General features: G+C 70.6%; 16 protein-coding genes, 1 tRNA gene and 1 pseudogene. 6 read left to right on the top strand and 12 right to left on the bottom strand.

Annotated elements, in window-relative coordinates; all coding sequences use genetic code 11:
* Positions 1–28: 28 nt before the first annotated feature.
* Both lanL and ACIBG6_RS05060 read right to left on the bottom strand, forming a co-directional pair.
* The gene (gene lanL / locus ACIBG6_RS05065; protein ID WP_399221100.1) at positions 29–3,049 is read right to left on the bottom strand and encodes a class IV lanthionine synthetase LanL; all 3,021 of its coding nucleotides are present in this window, start codon (positions 3,047–3,049) and stop codon (positions 29–31) included.
* Positions 3,050–3,106: 57 nt separating this feature from the next.
* The gene (locus ACIBG6_RS05060; protein WP_399221099.1) at positions 3,107–3,265 is read right to left on the bottom strand and encodes a hypothetical protein; all 159 of its coding nucleotides are present in this window, start codon (positions 3,263–3,265) and stop codon (positions 3,107–3,109) included.
* 219 nt (positions 3,266–3,484) lie between these two features.
* On the opposite strand from ACIBG6_RS05060, the gene ACIBG6_RS05055 reads away from it, so the two are divergent.
* Entirely contained in the window at positions 3,485–4,516 is a 1,032-nt protein-coding gene (locus ACIBG6_RS05055) for a hypothetical protein (protein ID WP_399221098.1), read from the top strand.
* A 102-nt stretch (positions 4,517–4,618) separates the two neighbouring features.
* Here the strand turns inward: ACIBG6_RS05055 and ACIBG6_RS05050 are convergent, their stop codons facing one another.
* Together ACIBG6_RS05050 and ACIBG6_RS05045 are read right to left on the bottom strand one after the other, a co-directional pair.
* On the bottom strand, positions 4,619–6,343 hold the full coding sequence (locus ACIBG6_RS05050; RefSeq protein ID WP_399221097.1) for an acyl-CoA dehydrogenase family protein: 1,725 nt from the start codon (positions 6,341–6,343) through the stop codon (positions 4,619–4,621).
* A gap of 152 nt (positions 6,344–6,495) precedes the next feature.
* The gene (locus tag ACIBG6_RS05045; RefSeq protein WP_399221096.1) at positions 6,496–7,053 is read right to left on the bottom strand and encodes a PadR family transcriptional regulator; all 558 of its coding nucleotides are present in this window, start codon (positions 7,051–7,053) and stop codon (positions 6,496–6,498) included.
* Between the two features lie 231 nt (positions 7,054–7,284).
* Between ACIBG6_RS05045 and ACIBG6_RS05040 the strand changes: the two genes are divergently transcribed.
* Positions 7,285–7,935 carry an amidase family protein gene (locus ACIBG6_RS05040; RefSeq protein ID WP_399221094.1) on the top strand — a complete coding sequence of 217 codons (651 nt, stop codon included), beginning with the start codon at positions 7,285–7,287 and terminating at the stop codon, positions 7,933–7,935.
* A 136-nt stretch (positions 7,936–8,071) separates the two neighbouring features.
* Complete coding sequence (locus ACIBG6_RS05035) at positions 8,072–8,965, top strand: GyrI-like domain-containing protein (RefSeq protein WP_399221093.1); 894 nt, start codon at positions 8,072–8,074, stop codon at positions 8,963–8,965.
* Between the two features lie 510 nt (positions 8,966–9,475).
* On the opposite strand, the gene ACIBG6_RS05030 is transcribed toward ACIBG6_RS05035, so the two are convergent.
* Both ACIBG6_RS05030 and ACIBG6_RS05025 read right to left on the bottom strand, forming a co-directional pair.
* Positions 9,476–9,667, bottom strand: a complete 192-nt coding sequence (locus ACIBG6_RS05030; protein ID WP_399221092.1) for a twin-arginine translocation signal domain-containing protein — start codon at positions 9,665–9,667, stop codon at positions 9,476–9,478.
* A gap of 176 nt (positions 9,668–9,843) precedes the next feature.
* On the bottom strand, positions 9,844–10,752 hold the full coding sequence (locus tag ACIBG6_RS05025) for an NAD(P)H-binding protein (protein WP_399221091.1): 909 nt from the start codon (positions 10,750–10,752) through the stop codon (positions 9,844–9,846).
* Positions 10,753–10,811: 59 nt separating this feature from the next.
* Here ACIBG6_RS05025 and ACIBG6_RS05020 point away from each other — a divergent pair.
* Positions 10,812–11,104 (top strand): annotated as a pseudogene (locus ACIBG6_RS05020) (capsule biosynthesis protein CapD); the annotation flags it as partial.
* A gap of 104 nt (positions 11,105–11,208) precedes the next feature.
* On the opposite strand, the gene ACIBG6_RS05015 reads toward ACIBG6_RS05020, so the two are convergent.
* The 6 genes from ACIBG6_RS05015 to ACIBG6_RS04990 form a co-directional block, all read right to left on the bottom strand.
* Positions 11,209–11,282: transfer RNA gene (locus ACIBG6_RS05015), tRNA-Met, on the bottom strand.
* 53 nt (positions 11,283–11,335) lie between these two features.
* A complete protein-coding gene (locus ACIBG6_RS05010; protein WP_399221090.1) occupies positions 11,336–12,739 on the bottom strand; it encodes a sulfatase in 1,404 nt (467 codons plus the stop codon).
* A 101-nt stretch (positions 12,740–12,840) separates the two neighbouring features.
* Entirely contained in the window at positions 12,841–12,933 is a 93-nt protein-coding gene (locus tag ACIBG6_RS05005; protein WP_351823287.1) for a putative leader peptide, read from the bottom strand.
* A 465-nt stretch (positions 12,934–13,398) separates the two neighbouring features.
* Positions 13,399–13,587 carry a hypothetical protein gene (locus tag ACIBG6_RS05000; RefSeq protein ID WP_399221089.1) on the bottom strand — a complete coding sequence of 63 codons (189 nt, stop codon included), beginning with the start codon at positions 13,585–13,587 and terminating at the stop codon, positions 13,399–13,401.
* 751 nt (positions 13,588–14,338) lie between these two features.
* The gene (locus ACIBG6_RS04995; protein WP_399221192.1) at positions 14,339–20,389 is read right to left on the bottom strand and encodes a DNRLRE domain-containing protein; all 6,051 of its coding nucleotides are present in this window, start codon (positions 20,387–20,389) and stop codon (positions 14,339–14,341) included.
* An 835-nt stretch (positions 20,390–21,224) separates the two neighbouring features.
* Positions 21,225–21,488 carry a hypothetical protein gene (locus tag ACIBG6_RS04990; RefSeq protein WP_399221088.1) on the bottom strand — a complete coding sequence of 88 codons (264 nt, stop codon included), beginning with the start codon at positions 21,486–21,488 and terminating at the stop codon, positions 21,225–21,227.
* 280 nt (positions 21,489–21,768) lie between these two features.
* On the opposite strand from ACIBG6_RS04990, the gene ACIBG6_RS04985 reads away from it, so the two are divergent.
* Together ACIBG6_RS04985 and ACIBG6_RS04980 are read left to right on the top strand one after the other, a co-directional pair.
* A complete protein-coding gene (locus tag ACIBG6_RS04985) occupies positions 21,769–22,686 on the top strand; it encodes an NADP-dependent oxidoreductase (protein WP_399221191.1) in 918 nt (305 codons plus the stop codon).
* 98 nt (positions 22,687–22,784) lie between these two features.
* The gene (locus tag ACIBG6_RS04980; protein ID WP_399221087.1) at positions 22,785–22,994 is read left to right on the top strand and encodes a hypothetical protein; all 210 of its coding nucleotides are present in this window, start codon (positions 22,785–22,787) and stop codon (positions 22,992–22,994) included.
* Positions 22,995–23,012: the final 18 nt, after the last annotated feature.

Here is a 23,012-nt window from a genome sequence, read left to right as displayed (position 1 = left end):
ATGCCGGTGGCCGGCGGCCACCGGACACTCAGGGGTGGGCCGGACCGCCCTCGGGCAGCCAGGCGCGGGGGCCTCCGCACCGCATACGCAGCAGCAGGGAGAGGCTTCCTGCGAGGCCGGTGGCGTACTCGGCGAGGACGGCCCTGCGGTTCTCGTCGGGCACGAGGAGGCGCCCGTCGCGCAGGACTGCCTGGGCGGCGAGGTGCTCGACCAGCAGCTCGGCGGCGGCACCGTGGCTCTCGTCGCCTGTCCGTACGGCGCTATCGAGCAGGAACTCGGCGTTGCCCGCGAGCCCGTGGCAGGTGGCCGGCGAGTCGGTCACCCGGCCGGCCCGTACCGCGAGGGCCGCGCCGTCCACCAGGTCGCGCAGGACCTTGTCGGACGCGCCGGTGGCCGCCCAGAGCCGGACCAGGAAGGTCCCGACGCCGGACGAGCCGCTGCACCAGTGGCGGGCGAGCTCCGGGGAGTCGGAGAGGTGGCGGGCGCGGTCGACGGGCCAGAGCGCACCGGCGGGTCCGCTGCGGGCGGCGGCCACGAGAGTGGCTCCCGCTTCGGTGGCCGCGTCGAGGAAGCGTTCGTTCCCGGTGGCCTCCGCCGCGAGCAGGAGGAAGGTGCCGACCCCCGCCACGCCGTGCGCGAAGCCGTAGTGCCAGGCACCCGCGAGCGCCGACCCGAAGTCCTCCGGCACCGGCCAGAACACCCCCTCGGGGGTACGCCGAGCCGCGTCCAGGAGCCCGTCGGCGACCTGGGCGGCACGGTCCAGGAACCGCGGATCCCCGGTGGTGCGCCAGAAGTGAAGCTGGGTCAGACCGGAGCCGGCCGCGCCGTGGCAGACGTCCGGGTTGGGCCAGCGGACGGGGAGGGCGAGCCCCAATGCGACGGCGCGGTCCGCCAGAGCGGTGTCGTCCAGCGCCCTCGCGGCGTCGAGCAGGGCCCAGGCCGTACCCGAACGGCCGAAGTGCAGACCGGGCAGGTCACCCGGCAGCGCGTCCAGCCGTCCCACCGTCCAGCGGGCGGCGGAGCGGAGGCCCTCGGCGAGCGCCTCGCGGGTCACGGGCGGCGTCGCACCGATCCCCGGGGAGCTGAACGGCCCGGTCGTACCGGCGGCCCATTGGCCCAGGGCCCGGGCGAGCAGGGCCACGCCACCCGCCGAACCGTGCTGCACGGCCACCGGATCACATGTCTCGCCGAAGGAGTCCGAGGCCCACAGCCGTTCGGGGTCGTTCGGACGCATCGTGGCCAGAAGGTGGGCGATGCCGTCGTGCAGGAGCCGTGCGCGCGCGGCCTCGGCGTCCGGGTGCTTCTCCTGCGTCGCCTCCGGACCAGGGGTCCGATCCGGATCCACCGCCTTCGCCGAATCGACCGACCTCGCCTGATCGACCGCCTCCGCCGGATCGACCCCCTTCGCCTGATCCACCGACCTTGCCGGATCGACCGCCCGCGCCTGATCGTCCACTCGCTCCGGCGACGTCGATTCCCCCTGGCCGCCCGTGAGGAACTCCCGGGCCCGCTCCAGGGTCCAGCGGTCGTCGGGTTCGTCCCGCATCAATCCCCGGATCAACGGCGAGAAGCGGCGTACGAGCGCGTGGTCGCGGGCCAGCAGGTCCACGAGGCACGCCAGGCGCCGCTCGTCCGGCCGGGCCGTGTCCCGCGGCAGGTCCTCGGCGAAGAGCGGATCGGCGCCGCTCACGGCGTGCAGGACGGTCGCGCCCAGGGCGTACATGTCGACGGTCGACGGCAACGCGGGTGCCACCTGGTCGACGGTGCGCAGCTCGGGGGCGGTGTAGCCCGGGGTGGCGCCGAGGACCCACCGCTCCCCCGCCCGGGCCGCCATCTCCAGGTCGATCAGGACGAGCCGTCCGTCCGGGGTGACCATGACGTTGTTGGGGTTGAAGTCGTGCAGGGTGACGCCCAGTTCGTGGGCTGTGGCGACGAGTTCGACGAGCTGCCGGACCAGGGAGTCGGCGGTACGGTCGTCGGGGCAGCCGCTGCCGTCCCTGGCCAGTCGCTCGGCGACGGCGCGCCGCAGCGTCGCCCCCGGTACCGATGCGGTGGCCAGGAACACGCTGCCCTGCTGCTCGAACACCTCGACGAGCCCGGGGACACGGTCGGGGCGCGCGCTGCCGAACCGTTCGAGCAGCGCGGCCTCGCGGCGCAGCAGGTCCCGGACGTCGAGGCCTTCGAGGCCGGCTCCCACGTGGGGGCGTGCCTGCTTGACGACGACCTGCTCGCCGGTCCGGGTGTCCTCGGCGCGGTACACCCCGCCCTTGTTGGAGTGCTGGATCGCGCCCCGTACCAGGTAGCGGTCGTTCAGGAGGACGGGTTTGGCCGTGGCCGTGCTGCGGGCCGGGGCGGCCGGGCGGTCGGGGAACGGGTCTCCGGCCCAGGCCGGCGGGGTGAACCAGGCGTTGCGCTCGTCGGCGACCGGCCGGCCCTCGGGGTCGGTGAGGCGGGCGGCGAAGGCGCCGTCGGCCGTCAGCTCACGGACGCCCTTGAACACGCCGTACCGGTAGAAGACCTGGCTGTCGGGCCGGTAGCGCCGGTCGGAGAGGACCGCGGGGCCAGGCAGTCCCTCGGTGGCCCGGTGCAGCTCCTCGGCGAGCAGCCTGAACCGGTCGTCGTCGGCCGGGTACACGGTCAGGAACTTGCCGCCGCCGCCCCGCGCGAAGCGCCCGGACACCAGCGCGGCGATCCTGGCGGGACTCCCCGCGAACTTGAAGGCCGTGCGGTGGGCGACGAGCACCTCGGCGGACCGAGCCAGGACCAGAGGTGCCGAGAGCGGGGTGGCCGGGACGTGGATCTTCCAGCCCTGGGCCCGCCCGACGGACTCGCCGGGTACGACATGGCACCAGAACTCACCCTGCTCGACGCTCCAGTCCACCGGCCCGGCTCCAGCCGTTCCCCACCCGCCGCACTCCGTACCCGGTGCGCTCCGGGCGATCACGGCGCGCACGATGTCGGGCAGCAGCGCGAGGTCCGACGGGCTCTCGGCGCGCGACCGCCGGGGCCCGGGGCCGGACGGGGAAGGACTCACAGTGGGTGACGACACGCTCTTCGTCCTCGCCTTTCGCATGGGAACGAGCACTCGATGAGCCCTGGACGAGCCCTAGGCGACGGGCCGGACGTAGTCGTCGCCCCAGCTGGTGTCCAGGGGGCTCCCGGCGACCGTCCGCGTCGTCCCCGGTCCGCCGTCCGCCGTGGCGGCGGTGGCGCCACCGGCGAGCAGGACCGTGAGGAGAAAGAGGCAGCGGACGGCAACGGACATGGTGCGGCTCCTGGTTCGGGAGGTGAGCTGGCAGGCGGGAACATCCGCGTCTGGCGGGTTCACGTCGAATGTCGGCCTGATGGGGTTTCCCTCGACCGGACACCTCCAGTTCATCCTGGCGAGCCCGCTTGGTCCAGGGCCATGACCTGGCAATACCCTGCATGGCAGGGAAGTAGCAGGGCCGCATCACGGGGGAAACACGTGACTACTGGGATGGATGTGGACGGAATACCTCGTCTGGACGCGAGGGCCGTCGCCGTCTTCGCGTACGTACTGGAGCGCGGCAGGCTCGCGCGCCGGACACCCGACGTGCTTCCGGCTCTCGGACTGAGCCAGGAGGAGGTGGAGGCGGCCTGCCGCACCCTGCAGCGGCTACGCCTCCTCAGACCGGCTCCCGGCAGGCCCGAGGAACTGATTCCGGTCAGCCCGGACGCCGCGGCGGCGGAAGTGGTCGGCCCGCTGGAGGCGGAGCTCGCGCGGGCCGCCGTGCGGGCCCAGTCGCTCCGCGACGAACTGCACTCCCTGATGCCGCACTACCGCGCCGCACGGCGCGAGCAGGGCCGCCGGGAAGGCCTCGACGTGCTGCCCGACATGGCCTCCGCCTCCGCGATGCTCACCGAGGAGTCGGCCCGCTGCCGGGAGGAGGTGTTCAGCATCCAGCCCGGCGGCGGTCGGGCACCGCACCGCCTCGGGGACGCCGTCGAGCGGGATGTGGCGATGCTCGGCCGAGGTGTGCGCATGCGCACCCTGTACCAGCACTCGGCACGGGCCAGCCTGTCCACACAGGGGTACGTGGAGAGGCTCACCGAGGCCGGCGCCGAGTACCGCACCGCCGCCGAACTGCCCGACCGGGCCGTGGTCTTCGACCGGTCCGTGGCCTTTCTGCCCCGACGCGCCGACGGCGGTACGGGCGAGGGGGCGGTGCTCGTCCGGGACCCGGACGTGGTGGCGTACCTCTGCAGGGTCTTCGAGCAGCACTGGTCCGGGGCGGCCCCGTTCCGGGGCACCAGCGAGGCCGCCTACAAGGAGGTCGGCCCCAGCCTGCGGCGGGCGCTGGTGGGGCTGCTCGCGGAGGGCGCCAAGGACGAGGTGATCGCCCGGCGCATGGGGATGTCGCTCCGCACCTGCCGCCGTCACATCGCCGAACTCCTGGAGGAGTTGGGGGCGGAGAGCCGTTTCCAGGGCGGCGCCCTCGCGGAACGCGCCGGTCTCACGGGAGTGGAGATAGCGACGGACGCCTCCGCCCGCTGATCCGTGACCGGGTGTGACGCCCGCGGGCTTCGCCGCCCGGGCCCCAGGGGGTTCGGCTCCCGGGGCCTGGACCCCGGGAGCCGACCTTCGGGACATCGAGACTCAGGGCGTCATCTCGTACGCACCCGACAGCGCCTCGACACGCTGCCAGACACGCTCCGACCGCGCCTCGTCGACGACGGGGCGCCGGACCGCGCCGAGCGCCCAGAGCTGCTGCGGCTCGGTCGCCGAGTCCTTGCCGTGCAGCTCGACCGCGTGCGCGGAGAAGTCGCGGACGAGGACGGCGAACAGCTCGTCCAGCACGTCCTCGTCGAGACCGGTCAGGGCGGCCTGCTCCAGGACCAGCTGGCCGTGGACGAGGAGGGCGAAGAGCTGGCCGACCGCGAGGAGAAGGTCGAGGTCGCGGCTCTGCTTCTCGTCGGGGGCCGCCTTGAGCACGAACTCGCAGAGGGCGTCGGCCTGTTCGCGGAAGCGAGCCACGTTGGACAGGTGGGCGTACGCGTCGTAGGCCGCGCGCCAGTCGTGGAAGCGGACCGAGCCGAGGCCGCGGGCCGGCCCCTGGCGGAAGAGGAAGGTGTCGTCGGCCGCGTCCAGACGGCTCGGGACGGGCTCGTACGCGACCGGGTCGAGGAGGTGGTTGCGCATGAACTTCAGGATCAGTGCCAGGTTGACGTGGACCGTGCCCTCCAGCTTCGGCAGACCGCGGATCTCCACGGCCGCCTGGGCGAAGTAGTTGTCCTTCTCGAAGCCCTTGGCGGCGATGACGTCCCACATCAGGTCGATGACCTTCTCGCCCTCCGTGGTCACCTTCATCTTCGTCATCGGGTTGAAGAGGAGGTAGCGGCGGTCGTCGGGACCCGCGGTGCGGAAGTAGTCGACGGCGCGGTCACTGAACAGCTTCATGCCGACGAGCCGGACGTACGCGTCGGTCAACTCGCGCCGCACGTGCGGGAAGGCGGTGACCGGCCGGCCGTACAGCATGCGGTTCTGCGCGTGCGTGACGGCCTCGTACATCGCGTGCTCGCAGATGCCGATCGAGGCGGTGCACAGGTTGAACTTGCCGACGTTGACGGTGTTGAGGGCTGCGTCGAAGGCGGCGCGACCGGTGTGCAGGACGTCCTCGGCGGCGACCGGGTACTCCTCCAGACGGAACTCGCTGACGTACTTCGAGGAGTCGACGACGTTCTTGACGAGGTGGTACGCCGGGTGGCGGCTGTCGGCGGCGAAGAAGACGTAGGCGTCGGGACCCTCGACGTCGGTCCGGCGGCCGAAGACGGAGACGAGCCCGGCCGCGTTGCCGTTGCCGATGTAGTACTTGGAGCCGGTGGCGCGGAAGCCGCCCTGGCCGTCCGGCTCCAGGAGCATGTCGGTGGAGTAGATGTCGGCGCCGTGGGACTTCTCGGAGAGCCCGAAGGCGAACACCTCGCCCTGGGAGAGGAGTTCGGCGGCGCGGGCGCGGGCGGCGGCGTTGTCGCTCTGCCAGACCGGGCCGAGACCGAGGATGGTGACCTGCCAGGCGTACCAGTAGTCGAGGCCGTAGAAACCGAGGATCTCGTTGAGGGCGGCGATGCGGGCGGTGTCCCATCGCTTGTCGCCGTCGTGCTCACCGGCGGCGGAGGACGGCGTCAGGAAGGTCGCGAAGAGCCCTTCCTCGGCGGCGAAGGCGAGGAAGTCGCCGAGCCAGGCCCTGGTCCGGTAGTCCTCGATGATCCGGCGCTTTCCGCGCGCCTCGAACCAGTCGACGGTGGCGCGCAGGAGCCGGCGGGTCTCCGCGTCGAAGTGCGCGGGGTCGTAGGTGTGCGGGTTGAACAGCAGCGGGTCGGCCATGACGTCCGCCTTTCCGGCTCGGGATGAGGGTGGTGGTGGGGCTGGGTGTGGTGGTGAGTGCTGGGTGTCGTGCTGGGTGTGGTCGTACAAGGGAGGTCACACAGACCCGGTCGCACAAGAGAGGACATACGGACCTGGTCGTACGGCACGGTTCACTGCCCTGCGTGGAACCGGCCGAGTGTGGCGAGGACGTCGTCGAGCCAGGCGATCATCATTCGCTCGTACGCGATGCCGCCGCGCAGCACGACGTGCTGGAGCTCCCGCTCGGCGTCGAGCGGGCCGCTCTCCGGCGGCTCTCCGAAGTCCCGTGCCTCGCCCGCGAGGTAGTGGGCAAGCCGCTCCGTGTGGGCCTGCCGGTGCCGCTGGACCTCGCTGATCAGGGCGGCCGGGTCGTCGAAGGCGGCGCCCCGGATCTTCACCGCGAGGTCGTGCCGCACGCTCTCGGGCTCGATGGGTTCGTGCAGCCACCTGGAGAGCGCGTCCCGTCCGGGCCCGGTGACGGAGTACTCCTTCTTGTCCGGGCGCCCCTGCTGCGGCACGTCCCGGACGTCCACCCAGCCGTCGCTCTCCATGCGCTTGAGCACGCGGTAGATCTGCTGGTGGGTGGCGGTCCAGAAGTATCCGATGGACCGCTCGAAGCGCCGGGCCAGCTCGTAGCCGGACCCGGGCTTCTCGAGCAGGGACACGAGGATCGCGTGGTCGAGCGCCATGCACCCGATCCTGCTATGCACTTCGTTGCATAGCAAGCGCGCCCCGGTGAGACGCGGCTCACCTCGCGGGAGCGTTCATACACCCCGACGGCTACGGTCTCCACCACGTCGTCGGCAACGTCCGGGGATGGTGCGGCGGCCGGTTCACACCTGGGGGCCGGCCGGGTGATGCGCGGAGGCTCGTGCGCCCTGCGCCGCTTCCGGGACCGTTCGCTGTCACCGGCCTAGCTGATGACCGCTGGCATCGCACGCGCCGAAGCCGTCGAGTCCAAGGTCGACGCCTTCGCCGAGCAGACCTTCGAGCACGCGCTCGCCGCCGCGCGCGAGGCTGAGGCACGGTACGGGGGCAAGGGGGCGGCGCCCCGTGCGCTGGAAGGGTTCCCGGTCGCGACGAAGGAGGAACAGCCCCTCAAGGGCCGCCGCAGCACGGGTGGTTCGCTGGCCTTCCGGGACGAGATGGCCGACGAGACGCACCCGGTCGTCGAGCGGCTCCAGGCCGCGGGCGGCATCGTGCACGCACGGACCGCCACGACGGAGTTCAGCTGCGCGGCCTTCACGCAGTCGCGACTGTGGGGTGTGACGCGCAACCCGTCGAACCTGGAGTTCAGCCCGGGCGGTTCGTCGAGCGGCGCCGGCGACGCCCTCGCGGCCGGGGAGACGACGCGCGCGACCGGCTCCGACATCGGCGGCTCCCTCCGCATTCCCGCCTTGGGAAGCACGCCTGCGGGTCCCGGTCTTCCGCCCGATCGGGCCCCCCGTCAGCCGACCGCCGTGCGTGCATCAGCACACGGTCGGTGGCCGAGTCCCGGTACGCGTCCCGTCGCCCGCAGACGTTTCAGCTCGGCGTGCCCCACGAAGGCCGTAAAAGGTGACGCGGCGTAGGCCGCAAGCCCGACACGAGCCTGTCGCCCCCGGGCGTGACGCAGGCGGTGACCCGATCGTTCCGGGCACGGATCATCGGGTCCTGGGAGGGTGATGATTCCTACGGTGAAGACATCAGAAGGAAGGACACGCCCCCGTGCTGGAGGAGCTCAACCAGGCGCTCGACCACATCGAGCGCTGCCTTGAGGCGGAGGCCGGCCGTGAGGTCGACGTCGCCGAGGTCGCCCGGATCGCGATGACGTCGGAGTACCACTTCCGGCGTCTGTTCTCGGCGCTCGCCGGGATGCCGCTCTCCGTGTACATACGGCGCCGGCGCATGACACTTGCCGGGGCCGAGGTGCTGGGCGGGGAGCGGACGCTGCTCGACGTGGCCGTGCGGTACGGATACGGCTCGGGCGAGGCGTTCGCCCGGGCGTTCCGGTCGGTGCACGGCATCGGGCCGGGCGAGGCCCGGCGCACGGGTGCGACGCTCACGGCGCAGCCGCGCATGTCCTTCCGCGTCATCGTCGAAGGGAGTACGACCATGCGGTATCGCATCGTCGAGAAGGAAGCGTTTCGGGTCGTTGGCAAGAAGGCGCGGGTCCCTCTCGTGCACGAAGGGGTCAACACGGCGGCCGCGGCGCATGTGGAGAGCCTGGACGGACAGGCGATCGTACGGATGAAGGAGCTGGCCGACGGGGAGCCGAGCGGGGTCCTGTCGGCAGTGATGCACCTGACGGACAGCCGGGAGGAAGGCGCCGAGGTGGACTACTGGATCGGAGTAGCCACCGGCCCCGAGACGGCCGCGGAAAATCTCGACGCCCTCGACGTGGCGGCCGGGACGTGGGCGGTTTTCGACAACCACGGGCCATATCCGAGCGCCCTCCAGGAGCTGTGGCGAGACGTGTTCACGCAGTGGTTCCCCTCGAACCCGTACGCAAGTCGGCCGGGTCCTGAGCTGCTGCTCACCCAGCCGGTGGAGATCGGCACGGAGACGGACTCCCAGCTGTGGATCCCCGTCGAGCGGGTCAGCGGGAGCGCCGGGGCGTGAAGACCGGGGCCTGGATGTCGCCTCCCGCCCGGGAAGACGACATCCAGGCCCTTGCCGATGCGTAGGTCGGACTCCGGAGCGGTCTTCGACGACGCCCGAGCTCCGTGGCAGTGTCAGGCCGGGGGACGGCGGCGAGATCCCGTTCGAGGCCGTTGACGAACGCGTGGAGGCTGGGCAGGTTGTCGGCGCGGACCGCGTTGCTCCGCTGCCGGAGCTGGTCGCCCCTGGAGCTGAGTGAAAGTCTCCCGAACGTACCGACGAGCCCGGCGAGGGCATCCAATTCGGGGCAGTCGGCGAGGACGGATGTGAGCTTGGACGCACCGCGCGCTCGACCGCACCCCCGTCGCGCTGCCCGCCCCCGTACCAGCGCTCTGGTTACCCGGTTGGGTGCCACGGGCGGGCAGGGTTGGCGAGAAGTCCTCGAAGCCGGCAGCGAGCGGTCCAGGTGGGGGACGGGTTCGGCCAGCTCGGCGGCCAGGTCCGAGGCCGCGATGTCGACGGCGCCCTGGGTCAGGTCACGGTACGGAGCAGGGTGCGCCAGCCGTGGTCGGCGAGTCGGGTGCAGGCGTCGGCGACCGGGTCGATGAGGGGGTTGGAGGGCGGCGCCGCGACGGCCTCGTACCGGACGGTGACCCCGGGGAATCCGAGGAGGAGACCACCGGCGGCGGCTCCCTTCACAAGTCCGCGCCGAGAGGGCACCACGATCGCCTCCTGGGATGTGCAGAATCCACCTCACCGATCGTTGATTGTGGCGGCTGGGGCACGGTGGGCGACCGACCGACGCGGGCTTGGCTCCGAACGGCATGCAGGATGCCGTTTAGGGCTCGGTGCGAGGTGTGTCCGGAGGACGAACGGGACACCCGCTGCCCGCTCCCCTTCTACACCGGGGCTGATCCCGCGAAGACTGCCGCGTGCTCCGCGGCCCACTCGGAGAAGGTGCGGGCCGGTCGCCCTGTGACCTTCTCCACCGTGTCGACGACCGTTCGGCCGACCTCCGGGGTGTTCCCGTACGCCTCGAGCAGAAAGCCGATCACGTCCTCCGGGTGACCCTCCGCCCGCCACCGGGCAACAGCCTCCTCCCCCGTCAGTTCGACCAAGGAAACCTCCCGGCCCCGGGCAGCGGCGATCGCCGCCACCTTGCCGCCGACAGTCAGCAGTTCGGGACCGGTGATCACGTACTCGCGACCCCCGTGGCCCTCCTCGGTCAGAGCGACCGCGGCGACCGCGCCGATGTCCCCCTCGTGGACCATGGCGCTGAGCCGCGAGACGAACGGCTCGCACACCTCGCCCCGGGCCGAGATCCCGGCCGCCCATTCCAGGGCGTTGGCCATGAACTCGACGGGCATGAGCACGGTCCAGGCCAACGATTCTTCGGCCCGCACGGAGGCCTCCAGCAGGGACGGTCCGCCGCCGTGCAGCACAGTGACCCGGCGTACCCCAGCCGCACGGGCCAGCTCCAGGATCCGCGGGCCTGTCTCCAGAGGGGCGAAGTAGGGCCCCGCGAAAGTGATGAGGTGAAGGCCGGTCACTCCCTCCAGTGCCTGGGCCAGACCCTCGGGTTCGGTCAGATCACCCTGGACGACCTCGACACCGACCGGAAGACCGGCGCGGGACGCGTCCCGCGTGAGAGCGCGGACCTGATGACCACGGTCGAGGAGTGCGGCGACGACCTGACGGCCGACGGTGCCGGTGGCTCCGGTGACAAGAACCCTCTGGGCCTGGAACCCGTCCCCCGTTTCGTTCCGCCCCTGCGTAGGCGTATGCGTCTGTGCGTGTGTCTGCGTCATGGAATGACCGTAGGAAGACTTGCGGTCAGCTTCTGTCCGTAAGGAGCAAGGGACAATCGACGAGTGCCCTGACCGGCCCGGAGTCGGTAACCGCTCGGCAGCAGACCGAGGCAATCGCGGAAGCACTGGGTCGGGACGTGTCCTTCGCCGAGATCAGCAGCCAGGAGGCCCTCGCACTGATGGCCGCGGTCTTCGGGGAGGAGGCCGCGGACGCGGTGCTCGACGTCACGGGCGGAGACGTCAACGACGAGCTGCTGACGGTGCGTGACACGGATTCACAGATCACCGGAACCCCGGCCCGGCCCGGCCGTTCCGGCAGTGGGCTTCGGAGAACGCCGCCGCCTTCCACTGAAGCGTCACTCGGGCCGCGCGACGCCGGGGGACGACGCGGCGGGCTCGCCGGTAACAACAAGCGTGAGGCCCGAATCCACAGGATTCAGGCCTCACGTCATTCAGTAGCGGGGACAGGATTTGAACCTGCGACCTCTGGGTTATGAGCCCAGCGAGCTACCGAGCTGCTCCACCCCGCGTCGGTGGACACAACACTACGTCACCCACGGGACCCCCATGACCAGACCACTGCTCAGTAGCGGAGCAGACCCGCGTCGATCCGCTCCCAAGCGGTCCGAAGCTCGGCGAGGCGTGCCTGTTCGAAGGGGGCCCGGTCCGCCTGCTCGCGGGAGTCCTCGGACAGGCGGAAGAGCTGGTCGCGACCGGTCTTGCCCCGGTAGTACTTCCAGTCGCCGCGGCGCAGCGCCCGCTCGCCCCGGACCCGCCAGAACAGGTCGCGCTCGGGTACCTCGGCGCCGCGCAGCAGGTGCCCGGCGAGGCTGGTGCCGTCGAGCGGGTACGCGGGGCGGGGGCGGGCGCCGGCCAGGTCGAGGAGCGTCGCCGTCCAGTCGGGGGTGAACACGGGCAGGTCGCTGACCTGGCCGCCGTCGATCCGGGCGGGCCAGCGCAGGATCGAGGGGACGCGGATGCCGCCCTCCTGGAGGGAGCCCTTGTTACCGGCGAGCGGCCAGTTGTAGGAGAAGCGCTCGCCGCCGTTGTCGCTCGCGAAGAAGACGAGCGTGTCCTGCTCCTGGCCGGATCGCTTGAGCGCCTTGAGGACCTGACCGATCGAGCGGTCGAGGTCCTCGACCATGTCCTTGTACTTCTCGACGGAGCCGCCGTCCTGGTGCCAGAGGGCGGAGCGGTCGCCGGACTTGATGCGGCGGACGATCTCGTCGCTCGCCTCCTTGTCGCCGTCGGCTATCCAGGGCCAGTGCGGGGTGGTGAAGTTGAGGTTGAGCAACCAGGGCTTGTCGTGGTCCCGGCTGACGTACTCGCTCGCCCGCTCGGTGAGAATCCGGGTGTAGTAGCGCAGGTCCTTGTACTCGGCGTCGCCCTCGTAGAGGTCGTACTCGCCGCCGAGGCCGAGCTTGGAGTAGTACTCCAGCGCGCCGCCGAAGTTGCCGAAGAATTCGTCCCAGCCGGAGCGGGTCGGGGAGTAGTCGGGCAGATAGCCGCAATGCCACTTGCCGATGAGGGCGGTGGCGTAGCCGGAGTCCCGGAGCAGCGAGGCGAGCGTGGGGTGGGTGGGTTCCAGGCCTACGGACTTGTCCGCGATCGGCTCGGCGAGCCCGCCCTTCGTACGGCCCGGGTAGCGGCCGGTGTAGAGGCTGAAACGGGTGGGCGAGCACGTCGCCGAGCCGGAGTAGGCGTCGGTGAAGCGGACGCCTCCGCGGGCGAGGCGGTCCAGGTGGGGCGTGCGGATGTGCGGGGAGCCGTAGGAGGAGAGGTCCGCCCAGCCGAGGTCATCACCCAGGATGAAGAGGATGTTGGGCCGGCGGGAGTGGCGGCGCGGATGCGCGGCGCGGAAGGGACGCTCCTGCGTGTCGGTCGCGGGGGCCGCTTGCACGGCGGGCGCGGTGGCGCCGAGAGCGGCCGCGGCAGCGGCACCGGCGGCGACCCCGCCGAGGGCACGGCGGGACAGGGGCGTGGGCATACAGGACTCCAGGAGTACGTGAGCGCATGCCTCCGGGACCGCCCATCGGGCAGCGCGAGCGGAGGAGCTCAGGGGTGCGAGGCGAGTGGGAAGACAGTCGGTCAGCGGCAGCGACAGACAGCGCTCGCGACACGGACGAGGTCCACGTGTCGGCGCTGTACGAGGGTGACCGAGCGGTCACGCGGGGGCTGCATGAGCCAGGAGTCTCGCCGAGACTGCGCGAAGGCGTCAACGTTGTACGGCAGGTCGACGCGCGTAGTTCGCATGATCGAAATCCTGGCGAACCCCCGGGAACCGCGTTCTGCGGGCGACATCGCGCGGGGATCCACCCCTGTTGAAGAAGCGGGCGCTTGGGGCTGCCGGTCTTGTCGGTGGGGAGCGACTGGGTGAGTTCCCATGCGCCGAGTAGCTCTTGCCGGTTGGCCTTGATCTTGTTGTTGACGATCGTATGGAGGCGGCGAGCTCGTTCTTCTTCGGGCGACGGCAGCCAGTCCTCGGGGCGGGCACGACCAGTCGGTGCCCTTGAGGACGTACTGCCATGGCACGCCGCCGGCGTTCTTGGTGGTTCATGGGAGAAGGGAAGGCTTCCGCGCGGGCCTGCCGGGGCCCGGTGTGGGGTACCCACAGCCACTGATTGGCCGGAACCCGCGCCTATCTACTCAATGCCAACCGGTGTACCCGTCGGGGTGCCCTCCGCCGCCCTCGCCCCGCGTGAGGCCGTACAGGAACAGCCCCAGCACGATCAGCGCGAGCAGCACGGTCCAGAATCTGTCTGGGAAATCTGGGGAACTCGGGCCCCGTGGGGAAACGTCGCCCTGGCTCTCGGTGTCGCGTTCCTTGTCGCTCATCCCGCCCCCTGTCCATCCATGCTCATGGCACTGCGTCATGCGGCCGGAGTCAAGCCTCCCGGCGCCCCGGCTGACTGACGCCGACCGCGACACCTACCCGGCCAGCCTGGTGCCCGGCGCCGACATCGACCGCCGAAGCACCCACTTCACCGAACCACTCCTCGCCTCGCTCCTTCACTCCCTGCGCAACCCCGCTACCCGAAACCCTCGTGCTGTCGTGGTTCGGGCCGGTCGTATCCGGGCATGCGGTTGACCTGTCCGGTGCGGTTCTCGAGGTGCCGGTGACGCTGGAGACCGCGGCGCCTGAAGTGCTCTGCGTGCGGACCTGGTGGGAATCGACGGCGACGATGCGACTGCGTTACGCCACGGTGGACCTCAGCCATGCGGTGCTGCCCTTCCTTGTAGCGGGTATCCGCCCATTCCACCTGCTTCACTTCGGGCCACGGGCCGATCGGCACTCCCGCCCGGCTACTCCACCGGATTCCCCGTCGCGTGCAGCTGCCTTCATGGAGCAGCGGCCCGGTGGAGCGCCGCCGTTACGGGTCGAGCACCCGGACGCGCGCCGCGTCTGCGGCTGGGCGGCTCTCCCCGGCGGACTCGCTCGGCAGAATGCAATGAAGGGTCACCAGTCAGCTGGTGACCCTTCACAGAAACGCAGGTTATGGCCCGTCACGCTTGATCGAGCAGGATCCTAGCCCGTCCTCTTGGGCTTCCGGACGAGGACGGGGCCGGGATCACGCGCGCACCCGGGTCAGCACCTCCGGTGCCAGGCGGTAGGTGCCGAGGCCCACCACCAGCCGGTGATGACGTAGGTGTAGAGCCCAACGCACTTACCCTTCCATCGCGCAGTCCTGGCCACGTAGAAGAGATAGAAGGAGTACGCCCGGAAGATTTCGAGCGCCACCTTCATCCATCCCGAGAATGCGGGCAGGATGGCGGAGAAGAACCCGGTTGCAGCTCCTGCACCCGTGGAAAGTCGTGAGGTCTCACGGCTGTTGAGGTAGAGCCACAGGTGCTTGTACGGGGACCACCATCGGCTCCAGGTGCTGTACGACCACATTCCGCTCAGGTCGGTGCAGTTGATCGGCTCCCCGAAGCAGTAGTCGTACGCGTTGGCGTTTCCGCCGTACATACGGTCCTTGGACAGGAACCGTCCGGTGGTGGAGTCGTAGAGACGTACGCCCATCAGCGTCAGCCCACTGAGGGTTTCGGCGGAGCGCTGTTTGCCGCCGAGCCAGCTGTAGCGGACGGCGGGCTGGCCGGTGCGGGGGTTGCCGTACTCGTCACTGTCCAGGACCAGAGGGGCGTCGGCCGGGTCCAGCGGGAGCTGGAGGGCAATGCTTCCGTGGATGGTGGTGAGTTGGAGAACGGTGCCGCCACTGATGCCGGTGATGGCTGCGAAACCGCCGCCGGCGGAGTCGACGTTGCGGCTGATGACGCCCGTGCCGGCGTCTTCGGTGATCCAGCGGGGGTTGTCGCCGTCGCTGTCGTAGTGGTTGACCTTGGACGCGGTCCGGGCCCAGGTGCCGTCGGTGTTCTCTTCGACGGTCCAGGAGCGCAGGCGCTGGTTGGCGTCGAGGTTCCAGGTCTGGCGCTGGCCGTTGGCGGTCTGCTGGTGGACCAGGTCGTTGGCGTAGTAGCCGATCTGGCTGCCGGGCAGGGCGGTGGTGCGGCCGAAGACGTCGTAGACGTAGCCGCCGGCGATGAGGCGGTCGGCGCTGTCGTAGGTGTGGGTGGTGGTGGTTCCTCCGGTGATGGGGCAGGCAGCGCCCGCGGCGCCTGCCGCAGTGGTCAGGGAGGTGCGGTTGGTGCGCTGGTCGAAGCCGTAGGTCCGCTTCGTGCAGACGTCACCGCTGGTGTCGGCGACAGCGGTCAGGCGGCCGGTGTTGTCGTAGGTGTAGTTCTGCGAGGACCAGCCGGCGTGTTCGGTGACCTGGCTGTGGACGGACTCCTCGACGGTGTCGGAGTAGACGACCTGGCCGTCGCTGTCACGGGTGTAGACGCGAGAGCGTGGGGCGCCGATGCTGTCCGTGTTGATCTTGAGCGTGTATCCGCCGGGGAGTTTCTCGGTGGCGACGGAGCCGTCGGCGTCGTACGTGGCGGCGAAGGCGCCGGCGACCGAGTCCGTGGTGGACGTCAGCATGCCACGCGGTTCAAGGGCGGTGTCGTAGGTGTAGGTGACGCTGGACGGGGCCGAGTCGGTGGTCTTGACCGGGCGGTTCAGCAGGTCGTACTCGGTCCGGGTCACGCCGCCGTCGGCGTCGGTGTACGAGGTGCGGCGGCCGAGCTTGTCGAACTCCTTCGTGATCGTCCCGCCCGTCGGTGAGACCATCTTCACGGCCTGGCCGGTGGCCGGGTCGTACTCGGTCGTCGACTCCGGAACCGCCTGTCCGAGCCCGCCGGTCATGACGTTCTTCACCGGACGGCCCGAGTTGTCGTAGGTGGTCGTGGTGGTGCGGGTGACGCCGTTGGCGGTCTCCGTGACCTTGGCCGGGTTGCCCCACCAGTCGTACTCGGTGGTGGTGACCGGAAGGCCGGTCGGGTTCGTACCGCCGCCGGTGATCGCACCGGCCGCGCCGGTGGAGCAGGGCTGGTCCGCCCACTCCGGGCGTCCCTGGCAGGTACCGGTGCCGGTCGCGGACCAGTAGGTGGTCACGCGGGTCGCGGAGTCGGTGCCGGTGGCACCGGGAAGCAGCTGCTTGGTGACGCGGCCCCGGTCGTCGTACTCGGTGGTCTCCGTGATCGCGAGACCGGCCGGGTCCTTGACCGTCTTGACCGGCAGGCCCTTGACCCAGTCGTAGACCGTCTGCACCACCCGTGCGTCGGTGAGCGTGGTGGTACCGAGCACACGGGCTCCGACCGTGACCTTGGTGACCTGGTGCTCGACCTTCGCGGTGCCGTCGGTGGGCCGTCCCGCGTCGTACTCGTTGGCCATCCAGGTGCGCGCCACCGCGGACGCGCCCGTGCCGGTCAGCGTGATGCGCCGCAGCGGGCCGGACTTCTCCACCTCGCGGATGCCGTTGGAGTCGTAGACGGACTTCATGGAGAGCAGGTCGGCGCGGTCCTGGGTGGACAGGCCGATGATGCCGAGGTCGGTCAGAGTCGCCTGGTCGGCCGCCGTAAGGCCCAAGGCGAGAGCCCGGTTGCCGGCGGTCAGCTCACGCACCGTGTTGCCGAACCGGTCGTACTCGGCCGTCGTGATGTTCCCGCCCGGCGTGGCCAGATTCACCTGGCGCCCGGAGGCGTTGGTGTAGGTGACCCACGCGCGGCGGTAGTCCGCGGCAGACAGGCCGGCGCCCCCGTGCGCGGCAGGGACCGCGTCCGGGGGGAACACCGCTGTGGCGTCGGTGGGAATGTCGCTCTGCCCCCACGCCTGCACGTCCGTGGCGCCCATCTTGTACGGGGCGTCGGTGCCGGTCAGCGGCACGTCGTAGACGATGCTCGTCGACGCGGTGCCGGACTCGACGTCCTTGGTGCCCTGCTGCAGACCGGAACGGTTGGCCTTCAGGAGCATGCCGTCACCCGCGGTGGCGGAGTTGCCCGCCTTACCGTAGGTGAACCCCCACGGCAGCTCGCCGGGCGGGGTCAGGCCGGTGACCCGGCCCGCCGCGTCGTAGCCATAGGCGGTCCGGACGTCGTAGCCGATCTGCGGGTTCCAGGTCTCGCGCAGTCGCCCTGAGCCGTCGTACAGATAGTTCTGCACCGGCTTGGACGTCGCCTCGGCCGCACCGGGCTCGGTGGACCAGGCGCGGATCTCCTTGACCTGACCCGTGACATCGCCGAAGGCCGAGCTCGTCGCGGTGGTGGCGGTGGCGTAGACGAACTCCAGCGCGCGGCAGCCCTTCGTGGACGGCGTCGCCGTGCACGTGGTGGCCGAGGCGGCCGAGGTGGGTGCGACGATCCGCTTCGGGCGGGCCAGCTTCTTGCCGTCCGCCGCCGTCACGGTCTCGGAGACGACGGTGGTCGTCGACTGGGCCAGGCCGTCCACGGCGCTGGAGGCGACCTGCCACGAGGTGGAGTCGGGGTCCGGCTTGGTGAAGACGGTGAGCGTGCCCTCGGTGTCCTTCAGCGTGAACGAGCCGGTCAGCGAACCGGTGAGCGTCAGGTCCTCGGCGCCCGGCTCCGGGTTCCAGCCACCGGTCGTGGTGGCGGTGAAGCCGAGCTCCTCACCGTCGACGCCGACCAGGGCGACGGAGGTCGCCGAGGTCGTCCGCAGATGGGACCAGTCGGACTGGGTGATCTCCGCGACGGTGCCGGAGATCCACTGCGGACCGAAGATCGGAGCCTGACCGTCCTGCTTCGCCCCCGCGTCCGCGCGCCGCGAGGACGCCGTACGGGAGACCGACAGGCCGAACAGTGACGCATCGCTCTCGGACAGCGTGTAGTCACCGGTCAGCAGGTTCACGGCACCCGGCCCGGCCTCCTCCGAGGGAGCCGTACCCGCGTTGCGGTCCACGGTGATCTCGTTCGCCGGGGAGAACGCCGAGGCGGTGCCGTCGGTGAAGGAGGCACGGACCTCGATCGGGCCGTCCTCGGCCAGCGTGTCCGTGATGTTCCACGTCAGACCGGCGGGCTTGCCTCCGGTGACCGGCACGGGCCAGCCCGAGACCGTGCTCGAGCCCTGCCGGACGTCGGCGACCGGCACGTCCTTCCAGCTGTCGGTCTCACCACGGCGGTACTGGTACGTCACACCCGTGTAGGACGTGAGCCCCTCCGCCGCCAGACCCACGCGCCTCGCCGGGCGCTGCCCCTGGCCGGGGGTGAGCAGCGCCGCACCCGAACCCGCGTAGAACACGTACGAGGTCTCCGCCGAGGCATTGCCCGCCGGGTCGACGGTGCGGGCGGTCACGGTGTGCTTGCCCGCGGGGAACGACAGCGTTCTGGTGACCGCCGCTCCCGTCGTGACGGCCGGCGTCCAGGCGCCGGAGTCCAGCTTGTACTCCACCGTCTTCACGTCGCTGGTGGGCGGGGTGAGGGTGAACGAGCCGGAGAAATTGCCGTCCGCGTCCGGCGTCCCCGACCAGGTGTTCGCCGGGAAGACACCGGAGGACACCGTCGTCGTCGCGGGGACGGTGGTGTCGATCGTCAGGGTCCGGAAAGCGGAGAACGCGCTGTGCGCGGCGCCGTCATAGGACCGGGATCGCCACTTGTAGGTACCTGAGGGCAGCGGGTTCGGGGGCGACCAGGTCACCACTGTGCCCGACGGGTGGTGTGGGGAGGCCGCGGCCTGCAGCCACGCCGTACCGTTCGCGGCCCAGATCTCGATGTCGAGGCTCATCGAGTTGCCGTCGGCGTCCACCGCCTTCGCCGACAACGCCGGCGTCGTGTCGTTGGTCGCCCCGCTCGCCGCCGGGCTCACCTGCGTCGGCACACCCGGAACGGTGTTGTACGTCACCGAGATGTACGGCGTGTTGGAGGCCGCGTTTCCGGAGTTGAAACGCTTCCAGCCGTACGGGTCGCTCTCATCAGTGGCCCGGATGCCCAGGGTGTTGGTGCCGTTGCCGTTGGAGGCCCAGGCGGCGGCCAGGGTGGTGATGTCCTGGTTGACCCAGCCGTCCGCGCACGAGGACGAGAAGCCCTTCGTTGCGGTCGACGTGGCCCACTTCCTGTTCCAGTTCGGCTGTGCGGTCCACCGTGTGGCGGTGGAGGCGGAGCTGGTGTCCCACACCTCCCAGCTCTTGGCCGTGCAAGACCAGGAGTGGTGGTTCCACAGGTTCAGCTTCGCGCTCTGGATCTGCTTGCCGGAGATCTGGGCCATCGGGAAGGCCAGGAACGAACGCGCGACCTGGCTCGAACCGTTGTTGCCCAGCTTCAGTTCCGTCTGGGCCGACACGTCGGTCGCGTAGCCCTGCTGGACGAAGGTGTCGAAGCTCGACCCGATGTTGACCGCGGGGTCGACGGTGACGGGGTACTTCGTCGCCGGGTCGGCGAGGAACTTCGCGTCCGGCGTCAGCGTCAGGTCGACGGAGCTGCCGCGCTGCGTCACCTTCAGTCCGACATCAGCCCGGCGCGTATGCTCGCCGGACCGGGGGTCCACGGTCGCGTCCCACATGATGGGCGCGGGCAGGATGCCGACCTGCTTGCCCGACTTCGCCTCGAGGAACGTGACCGAACGGTCCGCGTTGGCCCGCGCTTTGACGCCCTTGGCGTCCAGCGTCAGCGTGACCGAACCGTTCGCCTCGACGGCGGAACGGTTCTTCAGCTCCAGGAACTGCTCGAACCCGGTACGGGTCGACTCGATGATCAGGTCGGTCGCCGTCAGGACGTCTGCGTAGCGTGCCGTGGTGCCTGACACCGACGGCTCCGGCAGAACGCCCCGCCACGACAGCGTCATCGCCTTGTCGTCGCCGGCCTGCAGCGTCACCAGCGGCACTGCCGAGGTCTTCGCCTCGCCCGCCGCACCCGACGCCTTCACCTTCGCCGCCCGCGCCGTCGGGGTCTTCCCCGCCAGCTTCAGACCCAGCGGATGCGACCGCGCCGCCGCCCCCTGGTCCGTCTTCGTCAGGTCGACGTCGATGTCCCGCCACTCGTCGGTGGCCTCGTCGCGGAATCGGATCGGACCCGACGCCGCATCAAGCGTCACACTGCCGTTCGGGTTCGCCCACGTCGTCGACGACTCCGTGCGCTCCGACAGCGCCTCCACCCGCTTGCCCGACAGCCGGGCCGCGACCTGAGCCGACGCCAGATCCGCAGCCTGCGTCGGATAGCGGGTCTGCTCGGCAGCGGGCACGGACGTCTGGTGAGACGACAAGGCGACTGCCTGGCCCGTCGTAGCGACGACCAGAGCCGCCTCGGCTGCCATCACACCGGCTATCGCCAGGGCTATGCGGGGCAGCGCTCCAGGTCTCGGCCACCCGCCCGCCGCACGGCTCTGCGACGTTCTTCGGTCACTCATTCTGTTGGGTTCCTCCCCTTGAAACAGCTGCCTGCCGCAGCTGCCGTCGGTGATCATAAGTGCGGCGCACGCATCGGTGCGGAGGTCGTGCAGATCTTCAACTCATGTTCTTCCGCTTGGTGTTCATTGGTCTGACATGATCGGGTTGGAACAGCGACGGGCGGTACCGGCAGCAAAGCCCAGGGGATTTCGCCTCGCGTCGGCGAGCGGCAGCGTCGCTGTCTTCGACCATCAGAACCGGCTCCACCAGAGGCCTCGTGCGAGCAATCAGCGCGTTCAGCCGCCTCCGGGCCGTCAGGCCGGGGGCGGCGAAGACGCCCGCCAGTTCGCCGGCGCCGAGCCGCGGGACACGCGCGTGCCACGGGCTTCCGCGGCAACCTCGACAGGGGGTTCGGCGTACCGCAGGACGTGGCCGGGTGGGCGACGATCCGGCACCACCCGCGTAGCGCCTCACCGGCCCGCCGGCCTGGCCTACCAATCCTGGAGGCACCGAAGGCGCAAGACCAGCCGGCAGCCACCAAGACGACCTCTCAGCTGTGGGCAAGCCACCTGAGCCGGCATTCCGCGACCGAGGCAAGCCTCACCGCCCCTTGGCCAAGCCCTGGGTGCACCGGCCAGGGCAAGCCTGTGCACACCATGGGCAAGCCCTATCACGCCTCCCGGCCCGCTCCGGTGGTGGGCAAGCCGGTGCTCGGGGTGGCTTGCCCAGGCCCCCCTGGGGCTTGCCCGGCGTGCGTCGCGGTCAGCCGCGGCGGCGGAAGAGCGCGGCCGGGCCTGGCCGGCTCCCGGTCGTCGTCCCTGCGACGTCGTCGGCGTGGCAGGTGCCGCACACGGTCAGGTCCCCGGCCGTCCAGGCGCAGCCGCGCGCGGTGATCTCCGCCCAGCGCTCGTCGGTGAACTTCTGCCGGCACCGCGTGCATACCGGCCGCTGCGCCTCCCGTTCGACGGCCCGGCACTTGTGCCACCCGCTCGTCGGCGCGGGCCATCTGGTCTCGGTGGAGGGCATCGCCGTCGGGGTCGTCGAGCGCGGCCGTCAGCGTCTGCTCGCCGGTCCGGCCCAGCCGCCGCCACACCGCCCCGTCGGCGCCGTGCTCCTGGAGCTGCTCCTGGGTGGTCACGAGAACGGGCACCGCCTGCCCGTAGTGGTGGTCCGCCAGGGCCGCGCACCAGGCTCCCACCCGCCCCTACTTCCGGGCGAGCCTTGCGATGTGTCCGGGGCTCACCGTGCTCAGATGGAGCGGGGACCGAACGGTACGGGAGAGGCGTCGGGGATGTCCGAGGGCACTATGAGGGCGATGGCGTATGAGACGTACGGTGGGACGGAGGTGCTCCGTGAGACCCGGTTGCCGCTGCCGAAGGTCGCCCCTGGCGAGGTTCTCGTCAAGGTCCGATGTGCCGGGGTGAACCCGGTCGATTGGAAGATCATGGCGGGCGGGCTCGACAGCCTGATGGATGTCTTTCACCCGGTCGTTCCTGGTTGGGACGTGAGCGGCACCGTGGAGCGGGTCGGCATCGACGTGCCCGAGTTCGCGGTCGGCGACGAGGTGATGGCCTACGCCCGCAAGGACTACGTGCACGGCGGTACCTTCGCCGAGTACGTCAGCGTGCCCGTACGTGCTCTCGCCGCCAAGCCGGCCTCGTTGAACTGGGCGCAGGCCGCCGGACTGCCGCTGGCCGGCCTGACTGCCTACCAGCTCCTCACCCGTCTGGGGACGAGCTCCGACGACATCGTTCTCGTGCACGGCGCGGCCGGCGGCGTCGGGTCCCTCGGCGTGCAGCTGGCCCGGGCACGGGGAGCGAGGGTCATCGGCACCGCCTCCCCGCGCAACCACGATCGGTTGCGAGGGTTCGGCTGCGAGCCCGTCACCTACGGGGACGGACTGGCCGAACGCGTTCGTGCCCTGGCTCCGGACGGGGTCACGGTTGTCGCCGACTTCGTGGGCGGGGTTCTGGACACCACCCTGGCTGTTCTGGCCGAGGGCGGGCGGCATGCTTCCATCGCCGACCACACCGTCCTCGGTGCGGGTGGCCAGTGGATGTGGGTCCGCCCGGACAGCGCGGACCTCGCGGCTCTGGGCAGGCTCGCGGACCAGGGCCGGCTCACGGTCGATGTCGCCGCAATGTTCCCTCTCTCCGAACTTGCTGCGGCCTTCACCCTCAGCCAGGAGGGCCACACCTCGGGGAAGATCGTCATCGAGGTCTGACCCCGGACCGAGAACCCGGGTCGACGGGCCCGAAAGCAGACGCCTATTCCAAGGCGCGATGGTCGCGGCCCGGCCCTGGTCGAAGGCTCCATCAGCACATGGCCCCGCAGCTCGTCGCCTACGCCGGGCAGTACCTGATCGCGGTCTCCAACGACGGAGTGACCCACTCCGAGGAGAACAGCGCGTCCCCTGGCCAAGACGCACAGCACGCGAAGCTCCTGGCGGACACGGGTGATCTTGGTCGAGAACCCGTCTACCAGGAGCTTCGTCGTTCCGTACAGCCCTTACTCGTCAACACCCCGACATAGGCGTCAGGTTGGACCGTC

The organism is Streptomyces sp. NPDC050842 (genome assembly GCF_044456565.1).
GTDB lineage: Bacteria > Actinomycetota > Actinomycetes > Streptomycetales > Streptomycetaceae > Streptomyces.
This window is presented reverse-complemented; position numbering and strand designations above follow the sequence as displayed.

What these genes read in the sequence shown, in the direction of transcription:
- ACIBG6_RS04990 (WP_399221088.1), bottom strand. Translation starts at nt 21,488, where the DNA reads ATGCCCTCCACCGAGACCAGATGGCCCGCGCCGACGAGCGGGTGGCAC.
- ACIBG6_RS05010 (WP_399221090.1), bottom strand. Translation starts at nt 12,739, where the DNA reads ATGCCCACGCCCCTGTCCCGCCGTGCCCTCGGCGGGGTCGCCGCCGGT.
- ACIBG6_RS05005 (WP_351823287.1), bottom strand. Translation starts at nt 12,933, where the DNA reads ATGCAGCCCCCGCGTGACCGCTCGGTCACCCTCGTACAGCGCCGACAC.
- ACIBG6_RS05000 (WP_399221089.1), bottom strand. Translation starts at nt 13,587, where the DNA reads ATGAGCGACAAGGAACGCGACACCGAGAGCCAGGGCGACGTTTCCCCA.
- ACIBG6_RS05050 (WP_399221097.1), bottom strand. Translation starts at nt 6,343, where the DNA reads ATGGCCGACCCGCTGCTGTTCAACCCGCACACCTACGACCCCGCGCAC.
- ACIBG6_RS04985 (WP_399221191.1), top strand. Translation starts at nt 21,769, where the DNA reads ATGAGGGCGATGGCGTATGAGACGTACGGTGGGACGGAGGTGCTCCGT.
- ACIBG6_RS05040 (WP_399221094.1), top strand. Translation starts at nt 7,285, where the DNA reads ATGACCGCTGGCATCGCACGCGCCGAAGCCGTCGAGTCCAAGGTCGAC.
- ACIBG6_RS04980 (WP_399221087.1), top strand. Translation starts at nt 22,785, where the DNA reads ATGGCCCCGCAGCTCGTCGCCTACGCCGGGCAGTACCTGATCGCGGTC.
- ACIBG6_RS04995 (WP_399221192.1), bottom strand. Translation starts at nt 20,389, where the DNA reads ATGGCAGCCGAGGCGGCTCTGGTCGTCGCTACGACGGGCCAGGCAGTC.
- ACIBG6_RS05045 (WP_399221096.1), bottom strand. Translation starts at nt 7,053, where the DNA reads ATGGCGCTCGACCACGCGATCCTCGTGTCCCTGCTCGAGAAGCCCGGG.
- ACIBG6_RS05025 (WP_399221091.1), bottom strand. Translation starts at nt 10,752, where the DNA reads ATGACGCAGACACACGCACAGACGCATACGCCTACGCAGGGGCGGAAC.
- ACIBG6_RS05060 (WP_399221099.1), bottom strand. Translation starts at nt 3,265, where the DNA reads ATGTCCGTTGCCGTCCGCTGCCTCTTTCTCCTCACGGTCCTGCTCGCC.